This window comes from Deinococcus wulumuqiensis R12 (genome assembly GCF_011067105.1).
GTDB lineage: Bacteria > Deinococcota > Deinococci > Deinococcales > Deinococcaceae > Deinococcus > Deinococcus wulumuqiensis.
On sequence record NZ_CP049357.1, the window covers coordinates 2,077,717 to 2,104,297 of the forward strand.

24 protein-coding genes and 1 tRNA gene are annotated in these 26,581 nt (G+C 66.2%); 11 read left to right on the plus strand and 14 right to left on the minus strand.

Features of this window, described 5'->3' with window-relative positions:
* Positions 1–3: 3 nt before the first annotated feature.
* The 9 genes from rplC to glmS form a co-directional block, all read right to left on the minus strand.
* Positions 4–624, minus strand: coding sequence for a 50S ribosomal protein L3 (gene rplC, locus G6R31_RS10095; RefSeq protein WP_017871871.1), 621 nt, complete (start codon positions 622–624; stop codon positions 4–6).
* Positions 621–944 (minus strand): 30S ribosomal protein S10, encoded by a 324-nt coding sequence (gene rpsJ / locus G6R31_RS10100; protein WP_010886955.1) that lies wholly within the window; start codon positions 942–944, stop codon positions 621–623. Before rpsJ ends, rplC begins: the two co-directional genes overlap by 4 nt.
* Positions 945–949: 5 nt before the next feature.
* On the minus strand, positions 950–2,167 hold the full coding sequence (gene tuf / locus G6R31_RS10105) for an elongation factor Tu (RefSeq protein ID WP_017872078.1): 1,218 nt from the start codon (positions 2,165–2,167) through the stop codon (positions 950–952).
* Positions 2,168–2,442: 275 nt separating this feature from the next.
* Complete coding sequence (locus G6R31_RS10110) at positions 2,443–2,880, minus strand: hypothetical protein (RefSeq protein WP_025567736.1); 438 nt, start codon at positions 2,878–2,880, stop codon at positions 2,443–2,445.
* Positions 2,881–2,980: 100 nt separating this feature from the next.
* Complete coding sequence (gene fusA, locus G6R31_RS10115; protein WP_017870584.1) at positions 2,981–5,077, minus strand: elongation factor G; 2,097 nt, start codon at positions 5,075–5,077, stop codon at positions 2,981–2,983.
* Positions 5,078–5,325: 248 nt separating this feature from the next.
* Complete coding sequence (rpsG, locus tag G6R31_RS10120) at positions 5,326–5,796, minus strand: 30S ribosomal protein S7 (RefSeq protein ID WP_017870583.1); 471 nt, start codon at positions 5,794–5,796, stop codon at positions 5,326–5,328.
* A 123-nt stretch (positions 5,797–5,919) separates the two neighbouring features.
* On the minus strand, positions 5,920–6,315 hold the full coding sequence (gene rpsL / locus G6R31_RS10125; protein ID WP_010886950.1) for a 30S ribosomal protein S12: 396 nt from the start codon (positions 6,313–6,315) through the stop codon (positions 5,920–5,922).
* 298 nt (positions 6,316–6,613) lie between these two features.
* Positions 6,614–8,248: a phosphoglucomutase (alpha-D-glucose-1,6-bisphosphate-dependent) gene (pgm, locus tag G6R31_RS10130; protein WP_017870582.1), complete on the minus strand. Its 1,635-nt coding sequence runs from the start codon at positions 8,246–8,248 to the stop codon at positions 6,614–6,616.
* A 334-nt stretch (positions 8,249–8,582) separates the two neighbouring features.
* Entirely contained in the window at positions 8,583–10,403 is a 1,821-nt protein-coding gene (gene glmS, locus G6R31_RS10135; protein ID WP_017870581.1) for a glutamine--fructose-6-phosphate transaminase (isomerizing), read from the minus strand.
* A gap of 549 nt (positions 10,404–10,952) precedes the next feature.
* Between glmS and G6R31_RS10140 the strand changes: the two genes are divergently transcribed.
* The 11 genes from G6R31_RS10140 (at position 10,953) to tatA (ending at position 19,355) form a co-directional block, all read left to right on the plus strand.
* Positions 10,953–11,168 carry an FmdB family zinc ribbon protein gene (locus G6R31_RS10140; RefSeq protein WP_017870580.1) on the plus strand — a complete coding sequence of 72 codons (216 nt, stop codon included), beginning with the start codon at positions 10,953–10,955 and terminating at the stop codon, positions 11,166–11,168.
* Positions 11,165–12,265 carry a S1C family serine protease gene (locus tag G6R31_RS10145; RefSeq protein ID WP_017870579.1) on the plus strand — a complete coding sequence of 367 codons (1,101 nt, stop codon included), beginning with the start codon at positions 11,165–11,167 and terminating at the stop codon, positions 12,263–12,265. Before G6R31_RS10140 ends, G6R31_RS10145 begins: the two co-directional genes overlap by 4 nt.
* 189 nt (positions 12,266–12,454) lie before the next feature.
* Positions 12,455–13,069: a deoxynucleoside kinase gene (locus G6R31_RS10150; RefSeq protein ID WP_017870578.1), complete on the plus strand. Its 615-nt coding sequence runs from the start codon at positions 12,455–12,457 to the stop codon at positions 13,067–13,069.
* Entirely contained in the window at positions 13,069–13,692 is a 624-nt protein-coding gene (locus G6R31_RS10155; protein ID WP_017870577.1) for a deoxynucleoside kinase, read from the plus strand. The genes G6R31_RS10150 and G6R31_RS10155 overlap by 1 nt, the downstream gene beginning before the upstream one ends.
* A gap of 79 nt (positions 13,693–13,771) precedes the next feature.
* Positions 13,772–15,286 (plus strand): UDP-N-acetylmuramoyl-L-alanyl-D-glutamate--2,6-diaminopimelate ligase, encoded by a 1,515-nt coding sequence (locus G6R31_RS10160; protein ID WP_017870576.1) that lies wholly within the window; start codon positions 13,772–13,774, stop codon positions 15,284–15,286.
* A 28-nt stretch (positions 15,287–15,314) separates the two neighbouring features.
* Positions 15,315–15,581, plus strand: coding sequence for a hypothetical protein (locus G6R31_RS10165; RefSeq protein ID WP_017870575.1), 267 nt, complete (start codon positions 15,315–15,317; stop codon positions 15,579–15,581).
* The gene (locus tag G6R31_RS10170) at positions 15,578–16,420 is read left to right on the plus strand and encodes a metallophosphoesterase (protein WP_017870574.1); all 843 of its coding nucleotides are present in this window, start codon (positions 15,578–15,580) and stop codon (positions 16,418–16,420) included. The genes G6R31_RS10165 and G6R31_RS10170 overlap by 4 nt, the downstream gene beginning before the upstream one ends.
* A gap of 37 nt (positions 16,421–16,457) precedes the next feature.
* Complete coding sequence (locus G6R31_RS10175; protein ID WP_017870573.1) at positions 16,458–17,846, plus strand: nicotinate phosphoribosyltransferase; 1,389 nt, start codon at positions 16,458–16,460, stop codon at positions 17,844–17,846.
* Between the two features lie 127 nt (positions 17,847–17,973).
* A tRNA-Ala gene (locus G6R31_RS10180) sits at positions 17,974–18,049 on the plus strand.
* A 148-nt stretch (positions 18,050–18,197) separates the two neighbouring features.
* Entirely contained in the window at positions 18,198–18,893 is a 696-nt protein-coding gene (locus G6R31_RS10185; protein ID WP_081608260.1) for a HepT-like ribonuclease domain-containing protein, read from the plus strand.
* A 96-nt stretch (positions 18,894–18,989) separates the two neighbouring features.
* A complete protein-coding gene (tatA, locus tag G6R31_RS17035; RefSeq protein WP_017870571.1) occupies positions 18,990–19,355 on the plus strand; it encodes a twin-arginine translocase TatA/TatE family subunit in 366 nt (121 codons plus the stop codon).
* Positions 19,356–19,593: 238 nt separating this feature from the next.
* Here the strand turns inward: tatA and G6R31_RS10195 are convergent, their stop codons facing one another.
* The 5 genes from G6R31_RS10195 to G6R31_RS10215 all read right to left on the minus strand — a co-directional run bounded on the left by G6R31_RS10195 (position 19,594) and on the right by G6R31_RS10215 (position 26,359).
* Positions 19,594–20,313 carry a zinc ribbon domain-containing protein gene (locus G6R31_RS10195; RefSeq protein WP_017870570.1) on the minus strand — a complete coding sequence of 240 codons (720 nt, stop codon included), beginning with the start codon at positions 20,311–20,313 and terminating at the stop codon, positions 19,594–19,596.
* A gap of 5 nt (positions 20,314–20,318) precedes the next feature.
* Complete coding sequence (locus G6R31_RS10200) at positions 20,319–21,539, minus strand: MFS transporter (protein WP_017870569.1); 1,221 nt, start codon at positions 21,537–21,539, stop codon at positions 20,319–20,321.
* A gap of 51 nt (positions 21,540–21,590) precedes the next feature.
* Entirely contained in the window at positions 21,591–22,268 is a 678-nt protein-coding gene (nth, locus tag G6R31_RS10205; RefSeq protein ID WP_017870568.1) for an endonuclease III, read from the minus strand.
* A 49-nt stretch (positions 22,269–22,317) separates the two neighbouring features.
* The gene (locus G6R31_RS10210; RefSeq protein ID WP_017870567.1) at positions 22,318–23,385 is read right to left on the minus strand and encodes a hypothetical protein; all 1,068 of its coding nucleotides are present in this window, start codon (positions 23,383–23,385) and stop codon (positions 22,318–22,320) included.
* Between the two features lie 106 nt (positions 23,386–23,491).
* The gene (locus G6R31_RS10215; RefSeq protein WP_017870566.1) at positions 23,492–26,359 is read right to left on the minus strand and encodes a 2-oxoglutarate dehydrogenase E1 component; all 2,868 of its coding nucleotides are present in this window, start codon (positions 26,357–26,359) and stop codon (positions 23,492–23,494) included.
* Positions 26,360–26,581 lie beyond the last annotated feature (222 nt).

Consider the following 26,581-nt stretch of genomic DNA (forward strand, 5'->3'; position numbering starts at 1 on the left):
GTCTTACCTGCCTCCCTTGGCGGCCTGGCGCAGCACCACAAGCCCGCCGTTGGCGCCGGGAATCGCGCCCTTGACGAGAATCAGGTTCTCGCCCGCGCGGATTTCGACGACTTCGAGGTTCTGCACGGTCACGCGCTCCATCCCCATGTGACCGGCCATGCGCTTGCCCTTGTACACGCGGCCCGGGGTCTTGCGCTGACCGATCGAACCGGGGCGGCGGTGCCACTTCTTGGAACCGTGGCTCGCCGGACCACCGGCGAAGTTCCAGCGCTTCATGACGCCCTGGAAGCCTTTGCCCTTGCTGGTGCCGGTCGCGTCGATCTTTTCGCCTTCAGCGAAGATGTCCACGTTGACGCTGTCGCCTTCGGGAGCAAAATCGCGGAACTCGCGCAGCACGCGCACCGGAGCCACACCCGCCCTGGCGAAGTGGCCCTGCATGGGCTTGTTGACCTTACGCTCCGCCTTGGGCGCGTAGCCGATCTGCACGGCTTCGTAGCCGTCGGTCTGCGCGGTCTTGCGCTGCACGACGGGGCAGGGGCCAGCCAGAACGACGGTCACGGGAACCGCGCGGTCGTTCTTCCAGATCTGGGTCATGCCGATCTTGGTGCCGAGAATGCCCTTCATGCGCGGCCCCCGACGGTCTTGATCTCGATGTCGACGCCGGTGGGCAGGTCGAGGGTCATCAGGGAATCAATGGTCTTCTTGGTGGGGTTCATGATGTCCACCAGACGGTTGTGGGTGCGAATCTCGAAGTGCTCGCGGCTGTCCTTGTACTTGAAGGGGCTGCGCAGCACGGTGAAGCGGCGGATGCGGGTGGGGAGCGGCACGGGACCGCTCACGTCCGCCCCGGTGCGCCGGACGGTGTCCACGATCTTGCTCGCGGACTGGTCCAGCGCCTTGTGGTCGAAACCACGCAGTTTGATACGGATCTTCGGGGCAACCATGTTTATTACTCCAGGACCTTGGAAACGACGCCGGCGCCGACGGTGCGGCCACCTTCGCGGATGGCGAAGCGCAGGCCTTCTTCCATGGCGATGGGCTTGATCAGTTCCACGGTGAACGTCACGTTGTCACCGGGCATCACCATTTCCACGCCTTCGGCCAGTTCCACCACGCCCGTCACGTCCGTCGTGCGGAAGTAGAACTGCGGACGGTACCCACCGAAGAACGCGCTGTGACGGCCACCTTCGTCCTTGCTCAGCACGTACACGCTGGCTTCGAACTTGGTGTGCGGCTTGATGCTGCCGGGCTTGGCGAGCACCTGACCACGTTCCACGTCGTCACGCGCCACACCACGCAGCAGCACGCCGACGTTGTCGCCCGCCATGCCGGAGTCGAGCAGCTTGCGGTGCATTTCGATCCCGGTCACGGTGGTCTTGCGGGTATCGGTCAGGCCGACGATTTCGACTTCGTCCTGGACCTTGACGGTGCCGCGTTCCACGCGGCCCGTGGCGACGGTGCCACGACCGGTGATGGTGAACACGTCTTCGACGGGCATCAGGAAGGTCTTGTCGGTGTCGCGCTCGGGGGTGGGGATGTAGCTGTCGACCGCGTCGAGCAGTTCCCAGATGTAGTCGACCCACTTGTCGGCGCCACGGGCAATCTTGGGATTGCCCTGCAGGGCTTCGAGGGCGCGGAGCGCACTGCCCTTGACGACGGGGAGGTCGTCACCGGGGAACTCGTACTTGCTCAGCAGCTCGCGCACTTCCATCTCGACGAGTTCGAGCAGTTCTTCGTCGTCGACCATGTCCACCTTGTTCATGAAGACGACGATGTAGGGCACGCCGACCTGACGGGCGAGGAGGATGTGCTCGCGGGTCTGGGGCATGGGGCCGTCAGCGGAGCTGACGACGAGGATAGCGCCGTCCATCTGCGCCGCGCCGGTGATCATGTTCTTGACGTAGTCGGCGTGACCGGGGCAGTCGACGTGCGAGTAGTGACGGGTTTCGGTCTGGTACTCGACGTGGGCGGTGTTGATGGTGATGCCGCGGGCCTTTTCTTCGGGGGCCTTGTCGATCTGGTCGTAGGCCAGGGTCTCGATGCTGGGGTCAGCCGAAGCGGCGGTGAAGGTGATGGCGGCGGTCAGGGTGGTCTTGCCGTGGTCGACGTGACCGATGGTGCCGATGTTCACGTGGGGCTTGGTGCGCTCGAACGTTCCTTTTGCCATTGTCTTACTCCCTCCAAGCGGTGGATTCACACACAAAAGCGCCCCTTTGATCGGGCTTCCCCCGCGCATGCCACGAGGTTCTGGTGGTGTGACCCACATTGGGTTGATTCTCGCCAGGGCGGTGTCCCGCCTGCTCTCTGGCACGTTGCACCGGGACAGGGGTCCACGGCGCACCGACTGCTTAGATTACATCAACTGTTCTGACAGGGCAAGAGGGGAGGTCCAACGGTCCCTCCCCCCTTCTCCCTTGTCCCTTGCCACCTGACCGCGCCTCTTCAGCGGCGCAGGTACGCCGTCACCTCACGGTCAAACGCCCCGACGAGCATAAAAATCCCGAGAACCGTTCCCACAGGAAACAGCAGCAGGCTCAGCACCGCGATCACGATGCTGGACACGCGCCCCGCATTCTTACCTTCCAGAACGGCCCGGCGGGTGAAGTACAGCCACAGGATGAGCGCAGCCGTCAGGAAAAACGAGATCCAGAGCGCGGACTGAACCAGTTCAGACGAGAGCGTGGGCACCGGCTGCCCCGACGCTTTGCCGTATTCCGCCAGCAGGTCGTTGAGCGTGGGCCCGGAAAAAGGAATGGTCAGCAGAGAGATCGCGTTGTAGATCAGGCCGATCATCAGCGGCAGGGTCAGGAAACTCAGGCGACGGGGAGGTGGTCCGGCGGGCGCCTGGCTCTGTTGGGCAGGAGAAGGAGGCAGAGTCATGGCCCGCAGGTTAACAGGACCGCCCCCGACGGCGCTGCGCTCTGAGGCACAACAGAAAAAGCCCACCCCGAGAGGTGAGCTTTCTCCAGACCGGTGGGTCTTACTTCTTCATCAGTTGCTGCGCCAGGTTGGTGGGCACCTGGGTGTAGTGATCGAAGAACATCGAGTAGCTGGCGCGGCCCTGGGTCTTGGAGCGCATGTCGGTGGCGTAGCCGAACATTTCGCTCAGGGGCACGAACGCCTTGACGATCTGGGCGTTTCCGCGCGCTTCCATGCCCTGAATCTGGCCACGGCGGCTGTTCAGGTCGCCGATCACGTCGCCCATGTACTCCTCGGGGGTGGTGACTTCGACGCGCATCACGGGTTCGAGGATGGCGGGGCTGCCCTTCTGGACAGCTTCCTTGAGGCCCATGCTGCCAGCAATCTTGAAGGCCATTTCCGAGGAGTCGACTTCGTGGTACGAGCCGTCGTAGATGACGACCTTGATGTCCACCACCGGGAAGCCGAGCATGGGGCCGCTCTGCATGGCTTCTTCGACACCCTTCTGGGCCGGCCCGATGTACTCCTTGGGCACGGTGCCGCCGACCACGGCGTTTTCGAAGATGAAGCCCGCACCGGGTTCCAGCGGCTCGACGCGCAGTTTGACGTGACCGTACTGACCGCGACCACCCGACTGACGGGCGAACTTGGAGTCCACTTCGACCTGCTTGGTGATGGTTTCACGGTAGGCCACCTGCGGGGCGCCCACGTTCGCTTCGACCTTGTACTCGCGCTTGAGGCGGTCCACCAGGATTTCCAGGTGAAGTTCGCCCATGCCCGCGATGGTGGTCTGACCGCTTTCCTGGTCGGTTTCGACCTTGAAAGTGGGGTCTTCTTCGGCGAGCTTCTGAAGACCGATGCCCATCTTTTCCTGGTCGGCCTTGGTCTTCGGCTCAATGGCGAGCTTGATGACCGGCTCGGGAATGTCGATGGATTCGAGCAGCACGCGGTCGTCGCCGTCGCTGATCAGGGTGTTGCCGGTGCCCGCGTCCTTCAGACCGATGACGGCGCCGAGTTCGCCCGCCTTCAGCTCGGTGACTTCTTCACGGCTGTTGGCGTGCATCTTCAGCAGACGGCCCACGCGCTCGCGCTTGTCCTTGGAAGCGTTGTACACGTAGCTGCCCGAGGCCAGGGTGCCCGAGTAGATGCGCACGAAGGTCAGGCGGCCCACGTAGGGGTCGGCCATGATCTTGAACGCCAGCGCGGCCAGCTTGCCTTCGGGGTCGGCGGGGAACTCGGTGACGGTTTCGCCGTCCTCGTGGGTGCCCTTGATGGCGGGCACTTCCAGCGGGCTGGGCAGGTAGTCCACCACGGCATCGAGGAGCAGCTGCACACCCTTGTTCTTCAGGGAGCTGCCGCACAGCACGGGGAAGATCTGCTTGGCGATGGTGCCCTTGCGGATCGCGGCGATCAGTTCTTCCTGGGTGGGCTCCTCGCCCTCCAGGAACTTCATCATCAGGTCTTCGTCGACTTCGGCCGCCGCTTCGATGAGCTGCTGGCGCATTTCCTGCACCTTGTCCATGTACTCGGCGGGCACGTCCGAGACGGTGATCTCGGTGCCGAGGTCGTTGGTGAAGGTGTGGGCCTGCATCCGCACGATGTCGATGATGCCCTTGAACTCGTTCTCGGCACCCATGGGGTACTGGATCGGCGCAGGAATGGCCCCCAGACGCTCGCGGATGTCGTTCACCACGAGGTCGAAGCTCGCACCGGTCTTATCCATCTTGTTGGAGAACGCGATGCGGGGCACGCCGTAACGGTCGGCCTGACGCCACACGGTTTCCGACTGAGGCTCGACGCCCTGGCTGGAGTCGAACACGGCCACCGCGCCGTCGAGCACGCGCATGGAGCGTTCCACTTCGATGGTGAAGTCCACGTGACCGGGGGTATCGATGATGTTGACGGTGTAGTCCTCACCGGTGCCGCTGTGCTTCCAGTGGGCGGTGGTCGCGGCGGCGGTGATAGTGATACCGCGCTCGCGCTCCTGCTCCATCCAGTCCATGGTGGCCGCGCCGTCGTGCACTTCACCGATGTTGCGGTTCTTGCCCGTGAAGAACAGGATGCGCTCGGTGGTGGTGGTCTTGCCGGCGTCGATGTGCGCGGCAATCCCGATGTTGCGGAAGTGGGTCAGGTACTCCTGCGATTTCGTGATGGTCATGAGACTCCCTGTAATACGGCGGCCCTGTCAGGTGGCCGTGATGGATCTTCCTTGCCGAGAGAAGCGAGCGGGAGACTTAGGGTTCTCGGCCAGCCAGCGTTCGGCGGCTCTGGACCGCCCCTTCCGTTCCACTGCTCAGCAATCGAAAATGCGCCGTTTGCTGTTCCATTTCACGAAAGGGGCTGCTGCTGTTCCTTCTCACTCCGCCCGGAACGAGGGACAGAAAAGTCCTGTCCCTCAATCTGGAATTACCAGCGGTAGTGCGCGTAGGCGCGGTTGGCTTCCGCCATGCGCTCCACGTCGTCTTTCTTCTTGATGGCGCCGCCACGGCCCTGCGCGGCGTCCATGATTTCACCGGCGAGGCGCTCGATGGCGGTGCGCTCGGGGCGACCGTCCACGGCGGTGATCATCCAGCGCAGGGTCAGGCTCTGCTGACGGCGCACGCCGACTTCGACCGGCACCTGGTAGGTGGAGCCACCGACGCGGCGGCTGCGCACTTCGACGCGGGGCTTGACGTTGTCGTAGGCCTGCTTGAAGACCTTCAGCGGCTCCTGGCCGGTGCGCTCCTGCACCAGACGGCAGGCTCCGTAGAAAATGCGGCTGGCGAGGTTCTTCTTGCCATCACGCATGATGCGGTTGATCATCGCGCTCACCAGCACGTCCTGGTACACCAGGTCGGGCTGAACGGGGCGCACTTCTGCTCTGCGGCGACGTGCCATGTTCTTGCTCCTTGAGTCTCGGCCCCTTCGGGGGCACGGGTATGCGGTTTCAGACAGCCTGCTTCATCGGCGTCACCTCTCGCTGGACTTCACAGCGTGGGAGGTGCGTGCAGGGCTGTGACCTTACTTCTTGGCGGCAGCGGCGCCCGCTTTGGGCTTCTTGGTGCCGTACTTGCTGCGGCTCTTGTTGCGGTCCTTGACGCCCTGGGTGTCCAAGGAACCGCGCACGATGTGGTAACGCACACCGGGAAGGTCCTTCACACGGCCGCCGCGAATGAGCACGACGCTGTGTTCCTGCAGGTTGTGGCCTTCGCCGGGGATGTACGCGGTGACTTCAAAGCCGCTGGACAGGCGCACACGGGCGATCTTACGAAGCGCCGAGTTGGGCTTCTTGGGGGTGGTGGTCTTCACGACGGTGCACACGCCACGGCGGAAGGGGCTGCCCTTCAGGGCCGGGACCTTGCTCTTTTTCTGGAGAACCTTGCGGCCCTTGCGCAGAAGTTGCTGGGTGGTAGGCAAAACATCACTCCTGTTTCGTTGATTTGAAGCGCGCCGGTGGTCGGGGCTTCAGAAGAAGGCTGCCCACACGGGGGGAGCAGCACCGGGTTGACGGACTGAAAATGGCGCGGCAGCTTGGACACGCCCTTTTCGTGAGGTGATCACCCGCGGCCTGAAGCGCTCGCGTGGTCCATGCCGAGAAGCGTCCCTGATTCAACCCCTTCTCAGGGCACGCTTTCCAACCTTGCCATGATAGGCGATGGCAGGCAAGAGTTACAAGGGGCGCACAGGGAAGGCAGGAGGAAAAGAGGAGAGCCTCTCAGCCGCCTGACAGCGCCGCCGACACCACGTCGCGGGCTTCCTCGAACACCTGCGCCAGATGTTCCTCGCCCCGGAAGCTCTCACCGTAAATTTTGTACACGTCCTCGGTGCCGCTGGGCCGGGCGGCGAACCAGGCGTACTCGGTGGTGACCTTGAGACCGCCGATGGCCGCGCCGTTGCCCGGAGCGCGGGTCAGCTTGGCCGTGATGGGGTCGCCCGCCAGCGTGGTCGCCGTGACCTGCTCGGGCGAGAGGTTGGAGAGCACCTTCTTCTGCTCGGCGTTGGCGGGCGCGTCCACCCGGCTGTAGGCGGTTTCGCCGTGGCAGGCGGTGAGGTCGCGCAGGCGCTCGGAGGGCGTCTTGCCGGTGCGGGCCGTCATCTCGGCGGCGAGCAGGCCGGGAATCAGGCCGTCCTTGTCGGTGCTCCAGGGGCGCCCGTCCATCCGCAGGAAGCTCGCGCCCGCCGACTCCTCGCCGCCGAAGCCGAGGTCGCCGGAGAGCAGGCCGTCCACGAAGTACTTGAAGCCCACCGGCACCTCCACCAGTCGCCGCCCCAGACCCGCCGCCACCCGGTCAATGATGGCGCTGCTGACGAGGGTCTTGCCGACGCCCGCCTCCGCGTTCCAGCCGGGGCGGTGCTGAAACAGGTACTCGATCATGACCGCGAGGTAGTGGTTGGGATTGAGCAGGCCGTCGGGGGTGACGATGCCGTGGCGGTCGGCGTCGGGGTCGTTGCCGATGGCGACGTCGAAGTCGCCCTTCATTTCCAGCAGGCCCGCCATCGCGTAGGGGCTGGAGCAGTCCATGCGAATCTTGCCGTCCCGGTCCACCGGCATGAAGGCGAAGCGCGGGTCGATTTCGCGGTTCACGATGGTCAGGCCCAGGCCGTAGCGGGCCTCCACTGCTTCCCAGACCGGCAGGCTGGAGCCGCCCAGCGGGTCTACCCCGATGCGAACACCGCTGCTCCGGATGATGTCCAGGTCCACCACCTGCGGCAACTGTTCCACGTAGGGCGTGACGAAGTCGAAAGGCGTGGCGGCGGCGAGAGCGTCGGCCAGCGTCACCTGCTTGACGCCGCGCAAGCCGTCACGCAGCAACTCGTTGGCACGGGCCTGAATCTGCGCGGTCACGTCGGTGTCGGCGGGGCCGCCCGAGGGGGGGTTGTACTTGAAGCCGCCGTCCTGCGGGGGGTTGTGGCTGGGGGTGATGACGATACCGTCCGCCGTGCCTCCCTGCTGGGCGCGGTTGTGTTCCAGAATCGCGTGGCTGACCAGAGGTGTGGGGGTAAAGAATCCGGGCTGGACGTGAACTCGGACCCCGTTCGCCACCAGCACCCGCAGCGCGGTGGACCAAGCGGCTTCGGACAGCGCGTGGGTGTCCAGCCCCATGAACAGCGGCCCGCCGATGCCCGCTCCGGCGCGGTACTCGGCCACCGCCTGACTGACCGCCAGAATATGCGCCTCGTTGAAGGTGCCGCCCAGACTGCTGCCCCGGTGCCCGCTGGTGCCGAAGGCGACCTGCTGGGCGGGGTTTGCCGGGTCAGGGCGCGTCTCGTAGTAGTGCGCGACCAGACGGGGAACATTGGTCAGCAGGGACTGAGGCGCGCGTTTTCCGGCCAACTCACTGAGGGTCATGCGGCCAGTCTAGAGCAGTTCTCCGAATTACGTGATGCGCGGAACGGCACCCCGCATCACTCCATTCTCCGCCCTGCTCAGTGTTTTGCACTCGCTCTCTGCGAGCTGTCCCAGTCCGCTCGCCAAAAAGACGTTGCGTCTTTTTGTCAAATGCTCTAGAGCGCGTCCCCAGGCGCCGCCGCCAGGGAATCTTTAGAGCCGCCGACACGTGGGCCAGTGACACTGCCGAAGCTGGCCGGAACAAGGGCAGGGGCGCCGTCTCCCGCAGGAGATTCCGGCGCCCCTGAGCTGACCGTCAGGCAGCGTGTGCGATGACCCGACAGCTTTGTGTGCTTTATTCCACCGTCACCGATTTGGCGAGGTTGCGGGGCTTGTCCACGTCCTTGCCCAGGGCGCTTGCCGTGAAGTAGGCCAGCAGCTGCATGGCGACGGCATTGACGACCGGGCTGACCATTTCGTGGGCGCGGGGCAGGTACACCACGTCGTCGCCGTGCTGCGCGTTCTCCTCGTCGCCGTCGCTGAGGAACAGGATGACCTTGCCCGCGCGGGCACGCACTTCCTGCACGTTGCTGATGGTCTTTTCGAGCAGGCGGGACTCGGTGGCGATCACGGCCACCGGCAGCTTCTCGTCGATCAGGGCGATGGGGCCGTGCTTCATTTCGCCCGCTGCGTAGGCTTCGGCGTGGATATAGCTGATTTCCTTGAGCTTCAGCGCGCCCTCGAAAGCGGTGGGGCTGTTCACGCCGCGCCCCAGGAACAGGTAGTCGCTGGCGTGGGCGTACTTCTCGGCGACTTCCTTGATGCGGGCGACCCGCTCGGGTTTCAGGGCTTCCTCGACCAGACGGGGCAGTTCGCGGGCGGCGTGCAGCAGCTCGGCGCCTTCCTTGTCGCTCAGCGTGCCGCGTGTGCGGCCCAGCCACAGCGCCAGCATCAGGAAAGCACTCACCATGCTGGTATACGCCTTGGTGCTCGCCACGCCGATTTCCGGCCCGGCGTGGATGTAGAGCGTGCTGTCGAGTTCGCGGGTCATGGAGCTGCCCTTGGCGTTGATGACACCCAGGGTCTGCGCTCCGCCTTTCTTGGCTTCGCGCATGGCTTCGAGGGTGTCGATGGTTTCCCCCGACTGGCTGACCGCAATCGCCAGGGTGTTTTCGCCCACCAGCGGGTTGCGGTAGCGGTACTCGCTCGCCACGTCCACCTCGACGGGAATGCGGGCGAGTTGTTCGATCAGGTACTCCCCGACCAGCCCCGCGTAGTAGGCGGTGCCGCAGGCCACGATGCTGATGCGCTTGAAGGAGCGGGGGTCGAGGTCGATGTCGAGGTCCACCTCACCCTTTTCGTCGCGCAAGCGGCCCAGCAGGGTGTTGGTCAGTGCCTGGGGCTGCTCGTAGATTTCCTTGAGCATGTAGGTGTCGTACCCGCCCTTTTCGGCGGCCTCGGCGTCCCACTCGATCAGGTCCACGTCGCGCTGCACGAGGTTGCCCTGCAGGTCGGTGATGCGGTAGCCGTCGTCGCTGAGAATCACCATGTCGCCGTCCATCAGGAACACCATGCGGCGGGTGTAGGCGAGCAGCGCGGGCACGTCGGACGCCAGGAACATTTCGCCCTCGCCCACGCCCATCACCAGCGGGGACACGGTGCGGGCGGCCACGATTTCGCGGTGGTCCACGTGCGTCACGACCAGCGCGTAGGCCCCGCGCACCTGCGCCAGAGCGGCGCGGACGGCCTCTTCCAGGTTACCCGCGTAGGCTTCCTCGATCAGGTGGGCGACCACCTCGCTGTCGGTGTCGCTCTTGAAGGTGTGACCCCGTGAGAGCAGCCCTTCCTTGAGCGTCAGGTAGTTCTCGATGATGCCGTTGTGAACGAGCACGATCTTGCCGTCTTCGGTGGTGTGGGGATGGCTGTTCGTGTCGTTGGGCAGGCCGTGGGTGGCCCAGCGGGTGTGCCCGATGCCGAAGGTGCCGCCCAGGGGCGCCGCTTCCAGATCACCGGCGAGGTTGGCGAGCTTGCCCGCCTTCTTGCGGACGTTGATGCAGGCTCCGTCGCCCACGGCCACGCCCGCGCTGTCGTAGCCACGGTATTCGAGCTTGGAAAGACCACTCAGCAGCACGTCCTGCGCTGCCCGACTGCCGATATAACCGACGATTCCGCACATAAAAGCTCCTTTTTGGCGTGCGCGGGTCAGACCACGAAGTGCCCTCGGTTCCTGGCCGAACAGGTGCAAAAAGGGCCAGGAACGTCTGGGGGGGCTTCGCCACGCACGGCTTCCGCCTGGTGATGTTGGGGTGATTTGCCCGGCCTTATGTCCGCATCGCTGCGGGGGTTATCGCCTGGCTTGCGCCTCGCCTGCGCGGTGCAGGGGGGCGCCGGGTAGGCCCGGTCACCTGGGCCTGGAGGCATCCGCAGAACTGTCGCTGACCTCCACCTCGTCTCCCCGGCACGGAACCGGGGCCTTGCGCTGCCCGAAGAGGGTGAACCCCGCCAGCGGGATAGGGGTTCGGCAGGCAGGATAGCACCTGTCGGACAGATGAGCAGGAAAGGCAGGTGAGCAGGGTGTGCATGTTGCTCAGGGCCGCACCCGTCAGTGTCCTGCTAGGATGACGGCGGCCCCGCTCCCGTGCGGGACGGGCTTTGCTGATCCCCACCTCTGTTTTGCCGGGGCACCCGCGCGGCAAGCGCCGCCCCGCACCGAAGGACCCCTCTGATGCCCACTTACCTCTACAAAGACCTGAACACCGGCGAAATCTACGAACTCGTGCAGAGCATGCGCGACGAACCCTACACCGTTCACCCCGAGACCGGCGCGGCGGTCAAGCGCGTGCTGGCGCGGCCCGCCATCGCCTTCAAGGGCAGCGGCTTTTACGTGACCGACTCGCGCCCGGCCGGGAAGTCGGGCGGCGAAGGCGGCGGCGGCGAGTGAAGCCCCTTCGCGCCGCCGCCCTGACCCTGTTGCTGCTCGGCGCGGCGGCGGGCGCGTATCTGGCCGGGCGCGTCTCGGCGCAGCAGGCACTCGTCACGCCCGACGAGATCAACACCGTGGAGGTGGTGCAGGCGGCGCTGCCCGCCGTGGTGCGCATCGACGTGCGGCTGCGCAAGGAAGCCCTGCAACCCGGCGACGACCCGGTAGAAGTCGGCACCGGATTCTTTTACAAACGTGACCTGATCGTGACCAACTACCACGTCGTGCAGGACCAGGAAGCGATCACGGTCACGCTGTCCAACGGTCGGCAGGCCACCGCCCGCATCGAGGCCACCGACCCCGGCATCGACATCGCGCTGCTGCGGGTGCAGGGAGCCACGGCGCCGGGCACGCTGGCCTTCGGGGACAGTGCGCGGCTGGTGCCGGGGCAGAAACTGCTGGTGATCGGCACCCCGCTGCGCTTTTCGAACTTCGTGAGCACGGGGATTTTCAGTGTCCTCGCCAGCGCCCGTGACGTGCCGCGCACCGACACCATCGCCCAGGAGGTCGGGCAGTACCTCGCCACCACCGCCAGCATTCAGCAGGGCAACTCCGGCGGCCCGGTGCTCGACTCGCGCGGCGCGGTGGTCGGGGTGGCGGCGGCCAACGCCGCACCGAACCTGGCGGTGGCGGGGCTGATCGGGCTGGCCCTGCCGGGCGACCTGGTGGCGCAGAGCGTGGACGACCTGGAAAAGACCGGCGCCCCGCAGCGCGGCACCCTGGGCGCCACCCTGGTGGACCTCGATACCCTCGACCCCGCGCTGCGCGAATTTGCGGGCCTGACCAGCGCCGAGGGCGCCCTGGTGGACGAGGTGGCTGCCGGAAGCGCCGCCGCCGTCGCCGACCTGCGCGGCTCGCTGCGCAACGCCAGGGGACAGCTCCTCGCGCCGCTGGGCGACGTGATCGTGGCGGTGGACGGTCAGGGCGTGCGCAACTCCTTCGACGTGACCCGGCTGGTGGCCGCCAAGCGCCCCGGTGAGACCGTCACCCTCACCCTGTGGCGCGACCGCCAGCAGGTCAAGGTTCCGGTGACGCTGCTCAAGCGCACGGTGGAGTAATACGGATTCCGATTGAATCTGGTAGTTTCAGATTCAATCCGAGCGGATGCGAGTAGGAAAAAATACGGATTCTGCGATATGGATGCACAGGCGGCGCTTTCCCGACTGTGCAGGAATTAAGCGGAATCCGTATAAGGGGAGGGGAGAGGGGGACAGCTCCCCACCCTCCACCCTCTACACTTGACCCCGATGTATGTCGTCGTGGAAGGGCCTATCGGAGTGGGCAAAACGAGCCTCGCGCAGCGGCTGGCGCGGCGCACGGGCGCCGAACTGAATCTGGAAGTCGTGGAGGAAAATCCTTTTCTGGCCGACTTCTACAAGCAGCCGGGAATGTTCGGGTTTCAGGTGCAGGCGTTTTTTCTGCTCTCGCGCTTCAAGCAGCTCTCGCACCTGTGGCAGCCGGGGCTGTACCGCCCGGAGGTGGTCAGCGACTACCTGTTCGACAAGGACTTCATCTTCGCGGCGATGAACCTGCGCGACGCCGAATTCGACCTGTATCAGGACCTCTACCGCCACCTCTCGCCCCGGCTGCCCACGCCCGACCTGGTGGTGTACCTGCGGGCCGACACGCCCGAGCTGCTGCGCCGCATCGCCAAGCGGGGGCGGCCCTACGAGCAGGAGATGAAGCCCGAGTACCTCGCCGAGCTGACCGCCCGCTACGACGACTATTTCCGCACCTACGCCCACCCGCACCTCATCATCGAGGCCGAAGGGTACGACTTCGTGACGAACGAGGCCGACGAAAGGGCGATTTTTGCCCAGATCGACGCGGCGCTGGCGGCTGCGCCTACCAGGAAGCCCTGATGTACGTGGCGGTGTCCGGCAACATCGGCAGCGGCAAAAGCACCCTGACGCGGATGCTCTCGGAGCGTTACGGCCTGCGCCCGGTGTACGAGCCGTACGCGGAAAACCCGTATCTGGAGGACTTTTACCGCGACATGCGGCAGTACTCCTTTCACTCGCAGGTGTACTTTCTGTCGCGGCGGCTGGAACAGCACCTCGGCACGGTCACGGGGGCGCGGTACGTGATTCAGGACCGCACGGTGTTCGAGGACGCCGGCATTTTCGCCCGCAACCTCTACGAATCGGGCCAGATGCAGGAGCGCGACTGGCAGACCTACCGGGGCCTGTATCAGGGCGTGCTGCCCGCGCTGCGCGTGCCGGACCTGCTGATTCACATCGAGGCCGGGCTGCCCACCCTCAAGTCCCGCATCGCCCTGCGCGGGCGCGACTACGAGCAGAGCATTCCCGACGAGTATCTGGCGGGCCTGAACCGCCTGTACGCCGAGTGGATTGCCGCCTTCGACCTGTGCCCGGTGGTGCGGGTGGACGGGGACCGGCTGGATTTCGTCCACGACCCGCAGGCCTTCGAGTGGGTGTGCGGGCGGGTGCAGGCGCACGGCTACGGGCTGCCGCTGCTGCGCTGAGCGGGGGACCGCCCCTCCACCCTCTCCCCTGTACCCTTCACCCTTTACCCTCTCCCCGCCACCCTCTACCCTCTCCCCTATGCGCCTCCATGACCTCGCCGCCGAACTTCAGTTGCCCGTCCCCGACCTGCACACCGACGCCGAGGTGACGGGCGTGACCCACAACGCCGCGTGGGTGCAGCCCGGCTCCGTGTTCGTGGCGATTCGGGGGGCGAAGTTCGACGGCCACAGCTTCATGGCCCAGGCACAGGCGGCGGGTGCGGTGGCCGTGCTGGGCGAAGGACTGGCAGACGGGCAGACCGCGCCGCTGCCGTACCTGACGGTGCCCAGCGCCCGCGCCGCGCTGGCCGACGCGGCGGCGGCCCTCGCCGGGCACCCCAGCCGCCGCCTGAAGGTGGTCGGCGTGACCGGCACCGACGGCAAGACCACCACCAGCTGGATGACCCGGCACCTGCTGCGCTCGGCGGGCCTCCAGACCGGCCTGCTTTCCACCGTCGGCTATGAACTGCCGGATGGCGAGCTGCGGCATTTTCCCGCGCACTTCACCACACCCGAAGCGCCGCAGGTGCAGGCGACGCTGGGCGAGATGGTCGCGGTGGGCGGGCAGGCGGCGGTGCTGGAAGCGAGCAGCCACGCGCTGGCGCTGGACCGGGTGCGCGGCGTGGACTGGGACGTGGCGGTCTGGACACACCTGTCGAGCGAGCACCTCGATTTTCACGGCACGCTGGAACACTACTTCGCCGACAAGCGCAAACTGGTCGAGCGTGCCAGATTTGCCGTGCTGAACGTGGACGACCCCTGGACCGCGCAGCTGCGGGGCGTCGCGCCGGGCGAAACGACCTACTCCGCCGAGAACCAGCACGCCGACTGGCGGGCGCAGGACATCGAGGAGCGCCACAGCGGGCTGCATTTCCGGGTGGTGTCCCCGGCGGGCGAGTTCAGCGCCGCGCTGCCGATGATTGGCCGCTTCAACGTCGCCAACGCGCTGGCGGGCATGGCGGCGGCCCATCACCTCGGGGCGACGCCGCCGCAGCTTCAGGCGGGCCTCGCTTCTTTCCGGGGCGTGCCGGGCCGCATGGAACTGGTGCCGGGCGAACGGGTGCCGGGCGAACGGGTGCCGGGTGAATCGGCCTCCGGGAAGGGGGACGGCCCCCGCGTCGTCGTGGATTTCGCGCACACGCCGCCGAGTCTGGAAAAGGCCCTCGGCACGCTGCGGGCGACCACCGCCGGGCGGCTGTGGGTGGTCATCGGCTCGGCGGGCGGCCCGCGTGACCCGTCCAAGCGCGCGCCGCTGGGCGAGGTGGCGACGCGGCTGGCCGACCACGCGATTTTTACCGAGGAAGACTGCCGCGACACCCCGCTGGCCGACATCCTGAACGAGATGGAGCGCGGCGCGGGCGAAGCGGGGCGCACCAACTTCCTGAGCATCGGGGACCGGAGGCAGGCCATCCGGCACGCCGTCACGCACGCGCAGCCGGGCGACACCGTGCTGCTGGCGGGTAAGGGACCGGAAGACACGCTGGAACGCGCCGACGAGACGCTGCCCTGGAACGAGGTGGAAGAAGCGCGGGCGGCGCTGGCCCTGCGGCGCTGAGAAGCTGCGCTGGTCTACACTGACCCGCATGACGCAAGACTCCGCCGACACGCTGTTGGTGATAGACATTCTCGACGAGGACGCTGGACTGGCCGACGTGGAAGACGACCAGGGCCGCACCTTTCAACTGCCCGCCGAGTGGCTGCCCGCCGCCGCCGATGGCCAGGGCTACCGCGTGTCCCGCACAGGCGCCCAGCTCACCCTGACCCCCGACCCCGACGCGCCCCGCCTGATGCGCGAACGCAGCAAGCAGACGCTCCTCGACTTTGCCGACGCCCCGGAGGACGCGCCGTGAGGCAGGTCGTCGTGATTCCCGACCTGCACGGGCGGGTGGACCTGCTGCGGGCGGTGGTGGATGAGTACCCTAACGCCCACTTCCTGAGCCTGGGCGACGCCATCGACCGGGGGCCGCGCAGCATGCCGACGGTCGCGCTGCTGCTCGAACTGCGTGCGGCGGGCCGCGCCACGCTGCTGATGGGCAACCACGAACGCATGGCGCAGGAAGGCCCGCGCTGGTACCGCGATTACCTCGGCACCCACGACATGGGCGACTACCGCCGGGCGATGGAGGGCTACCAGTGGTGGATGCGGGCCGGGGGCGACACGGTGCGCAAGGAACTCGGCGGACTGACGCTCGAGCAGTTCCCTGCCCTCCTCGACGAGTATCTGCACCTGCCCGACCTGAAACGGGTGGTGTACGTGACCGCCGACGGCGAGATTCACGACGAGGCCCCCGGCGAGGACCGCCCCAGCGTGCTGGTGTCGCACGCCGCGCCCCCAGTCGCGCACCAGACGCACCCCAACCCGCTGTCGGCGGCGCTGTGGCTGCGGCCCTTCGAGGGACCGTTCCCGCTGCCGGGCGGCGTGGTCTACAGCCTGCACGGCCACACCCCGGTCCGGCAGCCCACCCGACTGGGGCGGCACGTGTACGTGGACCTCGGCGCCTACGAAACCGGGCGGCTGGCGGTGGTCGAAATCGGCAACCCCCAGGCGCGGCCCGTGATTCGCGTGCTGCACGGGCGCGGCGCTCCCGAACTGGCCCGCAAATACATGCACTTCGGAGAAGCGATGCCCGCCGAGGATGTCCGCGTGGGCGAGTCGCGCCCCGTGCCGCCGAGCGCTTCGCCCTGGTGACGTTCTGCCCCCTGCCGCCTTCGCTGGAGGACTGCCCATGACCACCCCGCTTTCGGACTTCAACCTGATTCTGGACACCGACTCGTACAAGTCGAGCCACTTTCTCCAGTACCCGCCCGGCACCACCCGGCTGTTTTCCTACCTCGAATCGCGCGGGGGGCGCTATCCGGTCACGCGCTTTTTCGGGTTGCAGTACATCCTCGACCGCTACCTGACCCGCCGCATTACCCGCGAGGACGTGGACGAAGCCCGCGCCGTCATCGAGGCGCACGGCGAGCCGTTTCCGTATGAAGGCTGGCTGCGCGTGGTGGACGTTCACGGCGGCAAGCTCCCCCTGGAACTCCGCGCGGTGCCCGAAGGCACGCTGGTTCCCATCCACAACGTCCTGATGAGCTGCACCAACACCGACCCCGAGCTGCCCTGGCTGCCCGGCTGGTTCGAGACGATGCTGATGCGGGTGTGGTACCCCACCACCGTCTGCACCCAGAGCTGGCACATCCGCGAAATTATCCGGCAGGCGCTCGAAGACACCTCCGACCACGCCGCCGAGGAGTTGCCCTTCAAGCTCCACGACTTCGGCTCACGCGGCGTGAGCAGCCGCGAAAGCGCGGGCATCGGGGGGCTGGCGCACCTCGTCAACTTTCAGGGCAGCGACACGCTGGAGGCCCTGCGGGTGGGCCGCAACCACTACGGCGCCGAACTGGCGGGCTTTTCCATCCCTGCCGCCGAGCACTCCACCATCACCAGCTGGGGCAAGGAGCATGAGGTGGACGCCTACCGCAACATGGTCCGCAACTTCGGCAGACCGGGCGGGATTTTTGCCGTCGTGTCCGACAGTTACGACCTGAAGTACGCCATCAACGTCCACTGGGGCGAAACGCTGCGCCAGGAAGTCGAGGAGAGCGGCGCCACACTGGTCGTGCGGCCCGACAGTGGCGACCCCCCCGCGATGGTCCGCATGGCGGTGAACGCGCTCGCTGCCAAGTACGGCACCACCCTGAACAGCAAGGGCTTCAAGGTGCTCCGGCACGTCCGGGTGATTCAGGGCGACGGCATCGACGAACAGACCATCCGCCAGATTCTGCAGAACCTGAACGTGGACGGCTTTTCCGCCGAAAACGTCACCTTCGGCATGGGCGGGGCGCTGCTGCAAAAGGTGGACCGCGACACCCAACGCTTCGCGTACAAAGCGAGCGCGGGCCTGATCGACGGCGCGTACCGGGGCATCTACAAAGACCCCGTGACCGACCCCGGCAAGCGCAGCAAGGACGGCGTGCTCGATTTGGTCGAGGAAAACGGGCGGATGGTCACGAAGGCTTACCGCACCTTCGACACCGAGTTCCCCGGCTCGCTGATGCGGGTGGTCTACCGGGACGGCGAGTTGCTGGTGCGCGACACGCTGGAGGAGATTCGGGCAAGAGGCTGAGGCCGCCGCAGTAGCGCTGCCCAGGGCGAGCGCGGCCCTCAGGCGAGGGGGCAAACGAGGCGCCCACTTCTTTGCCCGGCCCCCGTTGACAGATTCGGGAACCCTCTGTACACTAGCTGAGCTGTTCGGGGCTGTGGCGCAGTTGGGAGCGCGTCTGAATGGCATTCAGAAGGTCAGGGGTTCGAATCCCCTCAGCTCCACCAGAAAAGGACATCGTGAAAACGGTGTCCTTTTTTATTTTTGCTGTTGCCAATGTGTGCTGTCTGTTGAACCGATAGAGCCAGGCTATGCACGAAGTGTGGTTATTTGGACGGCCAATACTGCTCAGAGTTTGCGCTGTAGCCTTCACAAATGCGTGACTACAATGACGTTCTAACGAAATCTCTTGAACTGGCTGCCCTGATGAGGACGAGAGGCATAGATGCCATCGCTCTGGGTCTCACAGAACCGACTTCTGACCATACGGAGAGGAGACTGCTTCTCAGCCTGAGCTACTCCTCAGGTAAGGACCTTCTAGAAGAAGCGGTTGATGAAGCTGATGTAGCTGCGCTTTTCGCGGTCGAACAGGAAGACGTTTTCAATGACTTGCCGCGTTTGGTCGGTGGAGTGCTCAGACTTGACCTTGAGGGGAATCTCATCATCTATGGGATAGGAGGCGGTACTGGAGCACCTGAGCTTTCAGACAGACTTAGGCACATGCTTGATTGCATCCATGCACTTAAGAGGCACCTCTCCCTCATAGAAGAAGCGAGATTCGTGTCAGCCCGACCGACGCACTCTGAGAAAGCAGTCATTGACGCTGTTATTTGGCAGTTGACCCGTTTTGGTGAGGCCTGCGCGGCAATTCCAAGAGAGGAATGGGAGCAGCATCGCAGCATTGATTTCAGAGCCTACAAGGCTTTGAGAAACAAACTTGTCCATCAATACTTCCACATCTCGACCAAGAAGGTCTGGAAGGAGGCAGTGCGTTGCATCGCTTTAGAGGGTACCCTCGCCAGTGCCCTCACCGCTCAGCAGGGCCGAGAAAATAGCGGGGAGCTTGACTGAGCCAGTTTCCAACCCCCGTTTAACTTTGCTTTGACCTGCCGGGGCTACACTGGCAAGCATTGAGCCGCCCCGGCGCGGTTCCCCAAGGAGACTCCTATGCCCAACCTCGGCGCACCTGAAATCCTGATTATCCTGCTCGTGGCCCTGCTGGTCTTCGGCCCGCGCAAACTGCCTGAACTCGGCAAGAGCATCGGCGCGAGCCTGCGCGAGTTCCGGCGCAGCACCCAGGGCCTGAAAGAAGAATTCGACGGGGCCTTGCGGGACACCGGCCCGGCCACGTCCTCGGCTGCTCCGGTCCAGCCCGCCCCAGTGCAGGTCGTCGCCGCGCAGCCCCAGATTCAGGCGGCGCAGGGCGTCCCGGTGGCCGCCGCCGCAGTCATTCCCCAGCAGGCCGCGCACGTCACCCCGGCTGCGGTCACCCCGGCGCAGGTGGTGCCCGAGGCCGTAAAACAGGACAGCTAATACGGATTCCGATTGAATCTGAAACTACCAGATTCAATCCGACTTGCAAAGCTGCGCAGCAGAGCGGATGCGAGTAGGAAAAAATACGGGTTACGCGATATGGATGCACAGGCGGCGCCTTCCCAACTGTATAGGCCCGACTGTGCAGGAATGAAGCGGAATCCGTATAAGGCCGCACCCCACCAGAAAAGCCCCACCCGAACCAAAACTGGCGGGTGGGGCTTTCGCTCCGGAAGGGTCAGGCGTCCAGACGAATCAGGAAGCGGCCGCACGAAGGGCACTTGACCGGGGGCAGCTTGCCCTGGGCCACCTTTTGCTGCACGTTGACCGGCAGCACCACGTTGCAGGCCGAGCAGCGCCCGCCCCTGACTTCGGCGAGGCCCACGCCTTTTTTCGCCTTGCGAATCTGGTCGTATTCCTTGACGGTGCGGGCGTCAAGGCCAACGGTCAGGTCGGCGCGTTCCTGGCGTTCGTCCGCGCCCTGGTCCCGCAGGTCCTGAATGCGGGTTTCGTCGCGGGTTTCGAGTTCGCCGAGTTGCGGGCGCAGGGCGCGGTGCTGCTCGCGCAGGCCGCTCGCCTTGTCGCTGAGTTCGCGCACACGCTCGCGCAGGGGGGCGAGGTCCTCTTCAAGTTCCTCGGCCCGCTCCTCGAGCTGCTGGATGCGGCTGCCGTACTGGCTCTGGGCGCGGGCGTCGAAGGCGTTTTTCTCCTGTTCCTCACGGGCGCGGGCCACCTGTTCGCGCAGACTGGCGAGGTCCTGCTCGTGCTGGCGCACCCGCTTTTCCACCCCTTCCAGGGTGATTTCGGTGTCCTCAAGGTCGTTGTTCAGCCGGTCCTGTTCGGCGCGGGCCGAGCGCAGGTCATCGGGGAAGTTGCCCTCCTCGGCTCGCAGACGGTCGAGATTCAGGTCAATGGCCTGAATACGGTGCAGGCGCTGCAAAGGAGTCAGCTCACTCATCGCCCTCAGTGTACTCTGCTCGCCTGCGCCCCGGCCCCTGCCCGGCGATACAGACCGAAATAGATGGCCAGAATGCTCGCCGCGTACATCGCCAGCGTCCAGCCGAACAGCACGTTGAAGGCCGGGCCGAACTGCAGCGCCCCGCGCACCACGCCCGAAAGCACGCTGCTCAGCGCCCAGCCCATATTCCAGGCGATCATGTTCACCGCCGAATACATGGGGCGGTCCTCCTCGGGCAGCAGCGTCATGGCGTAGGCGCTGTAGACCGGCCCCGCCGCGTTCATCAGTGCCCCCCGGGTAAACAGCGCCGCCGTGACCATCCACAAAAAAGGCGAAAAGCCCAGCATCGCCAGAAACGGCAGACTGCTCGCCTGCACGGCCAGCACGGCCCGCAGCTGCCCCAGCGAACGCACCAGTGCGGGCTGGATAAGGACCGTGACGGCGGTGGCGAGGCTGGTCCAGGCGAACAGACTGCCCAGGCTGGCGTAGGACACCTGAAACTTGCCCTCGATAAAGATGTTGAGAAAGGGAATGGTCGCGCCCGCCCCCAGCCCGACCAGCACGTTGGGCAGCACCAGCCGCGCCATGCTCGCCTTGTCACGCACCGCGAAGGACCGGCCCCCGGGCTGGGTCTTGCCGGTGGGCCGCAGCCCCAGGACCGGCAACAGCCCCACGATCTGAAACGCCGTCGCCACCAGCAGCGCTGCCCGCAGCGCCCCCAGACCGCTGGGGTCACTGGCGGTGGCCGCCGCGTACAGTTCGGGCACCCGGCCTCCCAGCAGGTTGCCCAGGAAGCCCGCGCCGGTCATCAGGGCGTTTTGCAGGCTGAACAGGGTCACGCGGTTTTTCTCGTCGGTGTTGTTCGCCATGAAGGGGCCGCCCGCCACCATCGTCAGCGCCGCGCCCGCGCCCTGCACCGCCACGCCGATGATCGCCTGCACCGGCCCCTGCGACAGGGCGAGCAGCGCCGTTCCGAGCGCCCCCAGCGCCGCCCCGATCTTGAGCGTGTGCGCGTTGCTGATGCGCCGGGCCAGGGCCACCGCCGGAAGGCTCAGCAGCGCCATGCTGACCGCCGGAAGCGCGTTGATGACCCCCTGCCACGCGGCGTCCAGCCCCAGCGCCCGCAGGTAGAAGTTCAGAAACAGAGCCGCGAACGCCTGCGACAACCCGAAGGAAAAGACGGCGGCGAGGTACAGCCAGACCTGCCGGGAAAAACGCCAGGTCATGCTTGCCGCCCGGAGTGCAGCGAGAGGAATGCCGAGAGCAGAGGGGTAACCTCAGACCGCGACATGCTCCACCCCCACCTTCGGGCAAAAGTCGGCCATCACGCAGCCGGGGCAGTTGGGCTTGCGGGCAAAGCAGACCCGGCGGCCATGCAGAATCAGGGCGTGGTGCAAAAATACCCATTTCTCGCGGGGAAAGAGCTTTTGCAGGTCGAGTTCCACCTTGTCGGGGTTGGTCTGTACGCTCAGCCCCAGGCGGCGAGAGAGGCGGCCTACATGGGTGTCCACCGCGATGGCGGGAAAGCCGTAGGCGTTGCTCAGGACCACGTTGGCCGTCTTGCGGCCCGCACCGGGCAGGGCCACCACGGCGGCGAAGTCGTTGGGCACTTCGCCGCCGTGCCGCTCCACCAGCAGCCGGGCGAGGGCCGCCAGATTCTTCGCCTTGCCCCGGTACAGCCCGATAGAACGGATGTACGGCTCGATCTCTTCCGCCGTCGCTGTACTCAGGGCGTGGGCGTCGGGGTAGGCGGCAAACAGGGCGGGAGTGGCGGCGTTGACGCTCACGTCGGTGGCCTGTGCGGAGAGGACCGTCGCCACGAGCAGTTCAAAAGGCGTGTTGAAGACGAGTTCGGTGCGGGCGTCGGGGTAGAGCGTTTCCAGGCAGCTCAGAACCTGGGGCGCTCTGGCCCTGGCTCCGGCAGGCAGGCGCGGGGAGGCGGAAGTGGGGGTCACGGGGGGCAGCGTACACCCGGGCGCGGGCGGGCCGGGTAGGCCAGAAGGCTTACTTGACCGGCGTCAGGGTCAGCACCGAGGTACTGGTCACCGTCAGGCCGAAGGTGAGCGTGAGGTCGCCCTGGTTCATCCGGCCCGTGACCCGAATGACGGACGCCTCGTCACGGCTGGCACTGACGGGCAGGCCATCCGGGGTCAGGCGCAGTTCGCCGTCGTAGACGTAGCGGGCCAGGGTCAGCAGCAGGTCGGCGCTGCCGGTGACGACCTGCCCGGGTTGCAGCACCCGCGCCTGCCGGAAAAAGACGAGCTGGCCGTCCTGCTCGCTCTCGAAGCGCAGTTGCTGCTCGACTTGCAGCGGTGCCCCGGCCACCTTTTGGCCCGGCAGGGTCGCCAGGGGGTGCGCGGGTTGCAGGGTTTTGACCCGCGTAAAGGCCTGCCCTGGTCTGAGCGGTCCTGGTCTGAGCGGTCCTGGGCTGAGCGGGCCACTCTGCGCCGTGCCCGTGAGCAGCCCGAAACTGGCCGGGTCGAAGCCCGCGAGCAGTTCGGCGTGGGTGCGGGCGAGTTCGGCCTGAATCTGGGCCGTGAGCAGCGCCAGGGTGGGGTCGCCCGGCACTGGGACTGCGTCCGGCTGGTAGGCCAGGCTGCCCTCGCCCGCCGCGCCGAGGGTGCGCAGCGAGCGCGACGACACCGAGCGGCCCCCCTCGCTGCTGATGCTGTTCCAGAGGTAGCGCCCCGGCGTGCCGTCGGCAGGCAGGACTTTCAGGAACTGCTTGTAGGTGAGGGTGCGCTCGCCCTCGCGTGCCCGCAGCGCCTCGCGGAAGCTGTTTTGCAGGGGGGCAGCCTGTTCCGGCGTGCCCCCGGACACCTCGACCTGCACGTCGTCGTAGCGCAGCCGGGTCGTTTCGCTCAGGCGGTACTCGCGCAGGGTGTCCTGGGGGGCACCCAGGGCCAGGCCCGCTGCCGGGGTGCTCGGTGGTGTGACCGGTGGTGTCACCGGCGCTGCGGGCGCGACGGGCGGCGCCGGGGGAGCAGGCGGACCGTACAGCTGCGCCTGGGCAGTGGCACCGAGAAGCAGCAGGGCAGTGGCGAGCGTCGGCAGGGCAGCAAAAGGGCGCATGGCTCAGCGTACCGCCTGGGGCTGGGTCCAGAAGGTCAAAACGGAGCGGGGGGAGGGAAGGCACGCGGCCCTCCTCTCCCCCTCCGCTTTCCCGGCGTGCCCGGCCTCAGCCCTGGGCGCTCGCCTCGCGGGTCAGGTCCACCTGGGCTTCCACGTCCTTGCGGGTGACGGGTTCGCCCAGAGCGTCGGCGATGACCTTGGCCTGTTCCTTGATATGCACGCTGGTGTACCCGACGGCGGTGCTGGCCGAGCGCGGGCGGCTGGCGTGGGTGAGTGTCTGGCCGGGCTGGAGGCAGCGTTCCAGGTCTTCCCAGATCATCAGCCACGCGCCCTGGTTTTCGGGTTCTTCCTGTGCCCACACGACCTGGGCGCCGGGGTGCCGGGCGAGTTCGGCCTTCACTTCCTCGGCGGGGAAGGGGTAGAGCTGCTCCAGACGAATGAGCGCGGTGCCCGCGTAGCCTTCCTTGTCCTTGTCACGGGCCTCGGTGAGTTCCCAGTGCAGTTTGCCGCTGGACAGCACCACGCGGCGGGCGCTCTGGACCTCGCGGTCACCGATGACTTCCTGGAAGGCCCCGTTCGTCAGTTCGCTCAGCGGCGACATGGCGAGCTTGTTGCGCAGCAGGCTCTTGGGGGTCATGACGATCAGGGGCTTGCGGTACGGGCGCAGCACCTGACGGCGCAGCAGGTGGAAAATCTGCGCGGCGCTGCTGGGCACCACGACCTGCATGTTGTTCTGGGCGCACAGTTGCAGGTAGCGCTCCAGGCGGGCGCTGGAGTGTTCGGGACCCGCACCTTCGTAGCCGTGCGGCAGCAGCATGGTCAGCCCGCTCAGGCGCTGCCACTTGCTTTCGCCCGCCGACAGGAACTGGTCCACCACCGCCTGCGCACCGTTGGCGAAGTCACCGAACTGCGCTTCCCAGGCGATCAGGGCTTTGGGTTCGCTGGTCGAGTAGCCGTACTCGAAGGCCAGCACCGCTTCCTCGGACAGGGTCGAGTCGATGACTTCCACCCGGCCCTGCTCGGGCGAGAGGTGGGCGAGCGCCATGTACTCCTCTTCGAGCGGGTTGGTGGCGGCCTGGTCGTGCAGCACGGCGTGGCGGTGAACGAAGGTGCCGCGCCCCGAGTCCTGACCGTCGAGGCGAATATGGAAGCCCTCGTCGAGCAGCGAGGCGTAGGCCAGCATTTCGCCCATGCCCCAGTCGAGCGGCTGCTCGCCCCGGCTCATCGCTTCACGCGCCTTGATGACCGTGCGCTCGATGGTGCGGTGGACCTTGAAGCCGTCCGGCACCTGCGCGAGCTTCAGGCCCAGTTCGCGCAGCTTCGCCTCGGGCACGGCGGTGGCCACCTCGTCGTCTTTCCAGTGGGTGCCGGTGTAGTCGCTCCAGTCCACCGCGAGCTTGCTCTGTTCGAGGTTTTCCATTTCCTCGACCACGGTGTCGCCCCGGTCGAGGCGGTCGCGGAAGGTGCCGACCAGTTTGTCGCCTTCGCCCGCGTCCAGCACGCCCTCACTTTCCAGTTTGGCGGCGTACAGCGCGCGGGTGCCGGGGTGCTGGTCGATTTCGCGGTACATCACCGGCTGGGTCATGCGCGGCTCGTCGCCCTCGTTGTGGCCGTTGCGCCGGAAGCAGATCAGGTCGATGAACACGTCCTTGCCGAATTCCTGGCGGTAGGCGATGGCGAGGTCGCCGCAAAACGCCACCGCTTCGGGGTCGTCGCCGTTGACGTGCAGCACGGGCGCGTTGGCGATCTTGGCGACGTCGGTGCAGTAGCGGCTGGACCGGGTGTCACGGGGGTCAGAGATGGTAAAGCCGATCTGGTTGTTGATGACGATGCGAATCGCCCCGCCGGTGGTAAAGCCGCGCAGACGCGAGAAGTTCAGCGTCTCCATGACCACGCCCTGCCCCGACACGGCGGCGTCGCCGTGCACGGTGATGGGCAGCACCTGCTTGCGCTCGGTGTCGCCCCGGCGGTCCTGGCGGGCACGCACCGAGCCGTGAACGACGGGCGACACGATTTCCAGGTGCGAGGGGTTGAAGGCCAGCGCGAGGTGCATGGGGCCGCCGGGGGTGCGCACGTCGCTGGAGTAGCCCATGTGGTACTTCACGTCGCCCGCGATATCCGGGTCGTCGCTGATTTTCTTCTTGCCGTCGAACTCGTCGAACAGCGTGCCCGAGGGCTTGCCGAAGATGTTGACCAGCGTGTTCAGGCGCCCACGGTGCGCCATGCCCACCACGACTTCCTTGACGCCGTATTTGCCGCCCGCCTGCTGGATGATGCGGTCCATCAGCGGAATGAAGCTCTCGCCGCCTTCCAGCCCGAAGCGCTTGACGCCGGGGTAACGGTTCTTGAGGTACAGCTCCAGCCCCTCGGCGGCGTTGAGCTTGTGCATCAGGCGGCGGCGCTCGTCACGGCTGAATGGGTACTGGCCCCGGCCTTTTTCGATGCGCTCCTGGAACCACGCCCGCTCGGTGGCGGGCAGGTAGTTGAACTCGAACCCGATGGGGCCGCAGTAGGTGGCCTGAAGCTGCCCGATGACTTCACGCAGGGTGCCGCTGAAGGGGCCGTCCTGCACCTGCTCGCTGAGGTCGGCCTCGGACAGCCCGTAGAACTCGGGGGTCAGTTCGGGCACGGTGGGAATGCCGCGCAGCTTGAGGGGGTTGGTCCTGGCGCTGATGTGGCCGTAGACGCGGTAGGCGGTCACGAGGGCGCCCGCCGCCTGCTGAGCGCCGCTGACGCCCTGCGGCACCGGCACGACGGCCCCGCCCCGGCGCTGGGTGCCGAGGTCGTAGAAGCGCCGCTGCACCTCGCTGTGGACGCGCTCGGCAGCGCCGCCGCGCATGGCGTCGAAGTAATTGCGCCACTCGGGGTCCACCGAAGCCGGGTCGGTCAGATAACTTTCGTACAGCCCCTCGATGAAGGCCGCGTTGCCGCCCCACATCATGGTCTGCGCCTGCTCGTCGTGCGACTGGGTCATAAGCCCAAGAATACGCCGTCTGCACTCTGTTTTGGGGAGAGCATGTCACCGTTTGAAGGGACTGGACAGGGCCGCCCGGGAGCAAAAAATGAGAAGCGCGGACCACCTGCTCTCCGCGCTCCTTTCGGGTGATGGGCCGTCTTATACGGATTCCGATTGAATCTGGTAGTTTCAGATTCAATCCGAGCGGATGCGAGTAGGAAAAAATACGGATTCTGCGAT

Excerpts from the sequence above, each read along its gene's own strand:
- G6R31_RS10110 (WP_025567736.1), bottom strand. The coding sequence starts at position 2,880 with ATGACTCTGCCTCCTTCTCCTGCCCAACAGAGCCAGGCGCCCGCCGGA.
- tuf (WP_017872078.1), bottom strand. The coding sequence starts at position 2,167 with ATGGCAAAAGGAACGTTCGAGCGCACCAAGCCCCACGTGAACATCGGC.
- G6R31_RS10155 (WP_017870577.1), top strand. The coding sequence starts at position 13,069 with ATGTACGTGGCGGTGTCCGGCAACATCGGCAGCGGCAAAAGCACCCTG.
- pgm (WP_017870582.1), bottom strand. The coding sequence starts at position 8,248 with ATGACCCTCAGTGAGTTGGCCGGAAAACGCGCGCCTCAGTCCCTGCTG.
- G6R31_RS10195 (WP_017870570.1), bottom strand. The coding sequence starts at position 20,313 with ATGAGTGAGCTGACTCCTTTGCAGCGCCTGCACCGTATTCAGGCCATT.
- glmS (WP_017870581.1), bottom strand. The coding sequence starts at position 10,403 with ATGTGCGGAATCGTCGGTTATATCGGCAGTCGGGCAGCGCAGGACGTG.
- G6R31_RS10215 (WP_017870566.1), bottom strand. The coding sequence starts at position 26,359 with ATGACCCAGTCGCACGACGAGCAGGCGCAGACCATGATGTGGGGCGGC.
- fusA (WP_017870584.1), bottom strand. The coding sequence starts at position 5,077 with ATGACCATCACGAAATCGCAGGAGTACCTGACCCACTTCCGCAACATC.
- rplC (WP_017871871.1), bottom strand. The coding sequence starts at position 624 with ATGAAGGGCATTCTCGGCACCAAGATCGGCATGACCCAGATCTGGAAG.
- G6R31_RS10185 (WP_081608260.1), top strand. The coding sequence starts at position 18,198 with ATGCGTGACTACAATGACGTTCTAACGAAATCTCTTGAACTGGCTGCC.
- rpsJ (WP_010886955.1), bottom strand. The coding sequence starts at position 944 with ATGGTTGCCCCGAAGATCCGTATCAAACTGCGTGGTTTCGACCACAAG.
- G6R31_RS10175 (WP_017870573.1), top strand. The coding sequence starts at position 16,458 with ATGACCACCCCGCTTTCGGACTTCAACCTGATTCTGGACACCGACTCG.
- tatA (WP_017870571.1), top strand. The coding sequence starts at position 18,990 with ATGCCCAACCTCGGCGCACCTGAAATCCTGATTATCCTGCTCGTGGCC.
- G6R31_RS10150 (WP_017870578.1), top strand. The coding sequence starts at position 12,455 with ATGTATGTCGTCGTGGAAGGGCCTATCGGAGTGGGCAAAACGAGCCTC.
- G6R31_RS10160 (WP_017870576.1), top strand. The coding sequence starts at position 13,772 with ATGCGCCTCCATGACCTCGCCGCCGAACTTCAGTTGCCCGTCCCCGAC.
- rpsG (WP_017870583.1), bottom strand. The coding sequence starts at position 5,796 with ATGGCACGTCGCCGCAGAGCAGAAGTGCGCCCCGTTCAGCCCGACCTG.
- G6R31_RS10200 (WP_017870569.1), bottom strand. The coding sequence starts at position 21,539 with ATGACCTGGCGTTTTTCCCGGCAGGTCTGGCTGTACCTCGCCGCCGTC.
- G6R31_RS10140 (WP_017870580.1), top strand. The coding sequence starts at position 10,953 with ATGCCCACTTACCTCTACAAAGACCTGAACACCGGCGAAATCTACGAA.
- G6R31_RS10210 (WP_017870567.1), bottom strand. The coding sequence starts at position 23,385 with ATGCGCCCTTTTGCTGCCCTGCCGACGCTCGCCACTGCCCTGCTGCTT.
- G6R31_RS10165 (WP_017870575.1), top strand. The coding sequence starts at position 15,315 with ATGACGCAAGACTCCGCCGACACGCTGTTGGTGATAGACATTCTCGAC.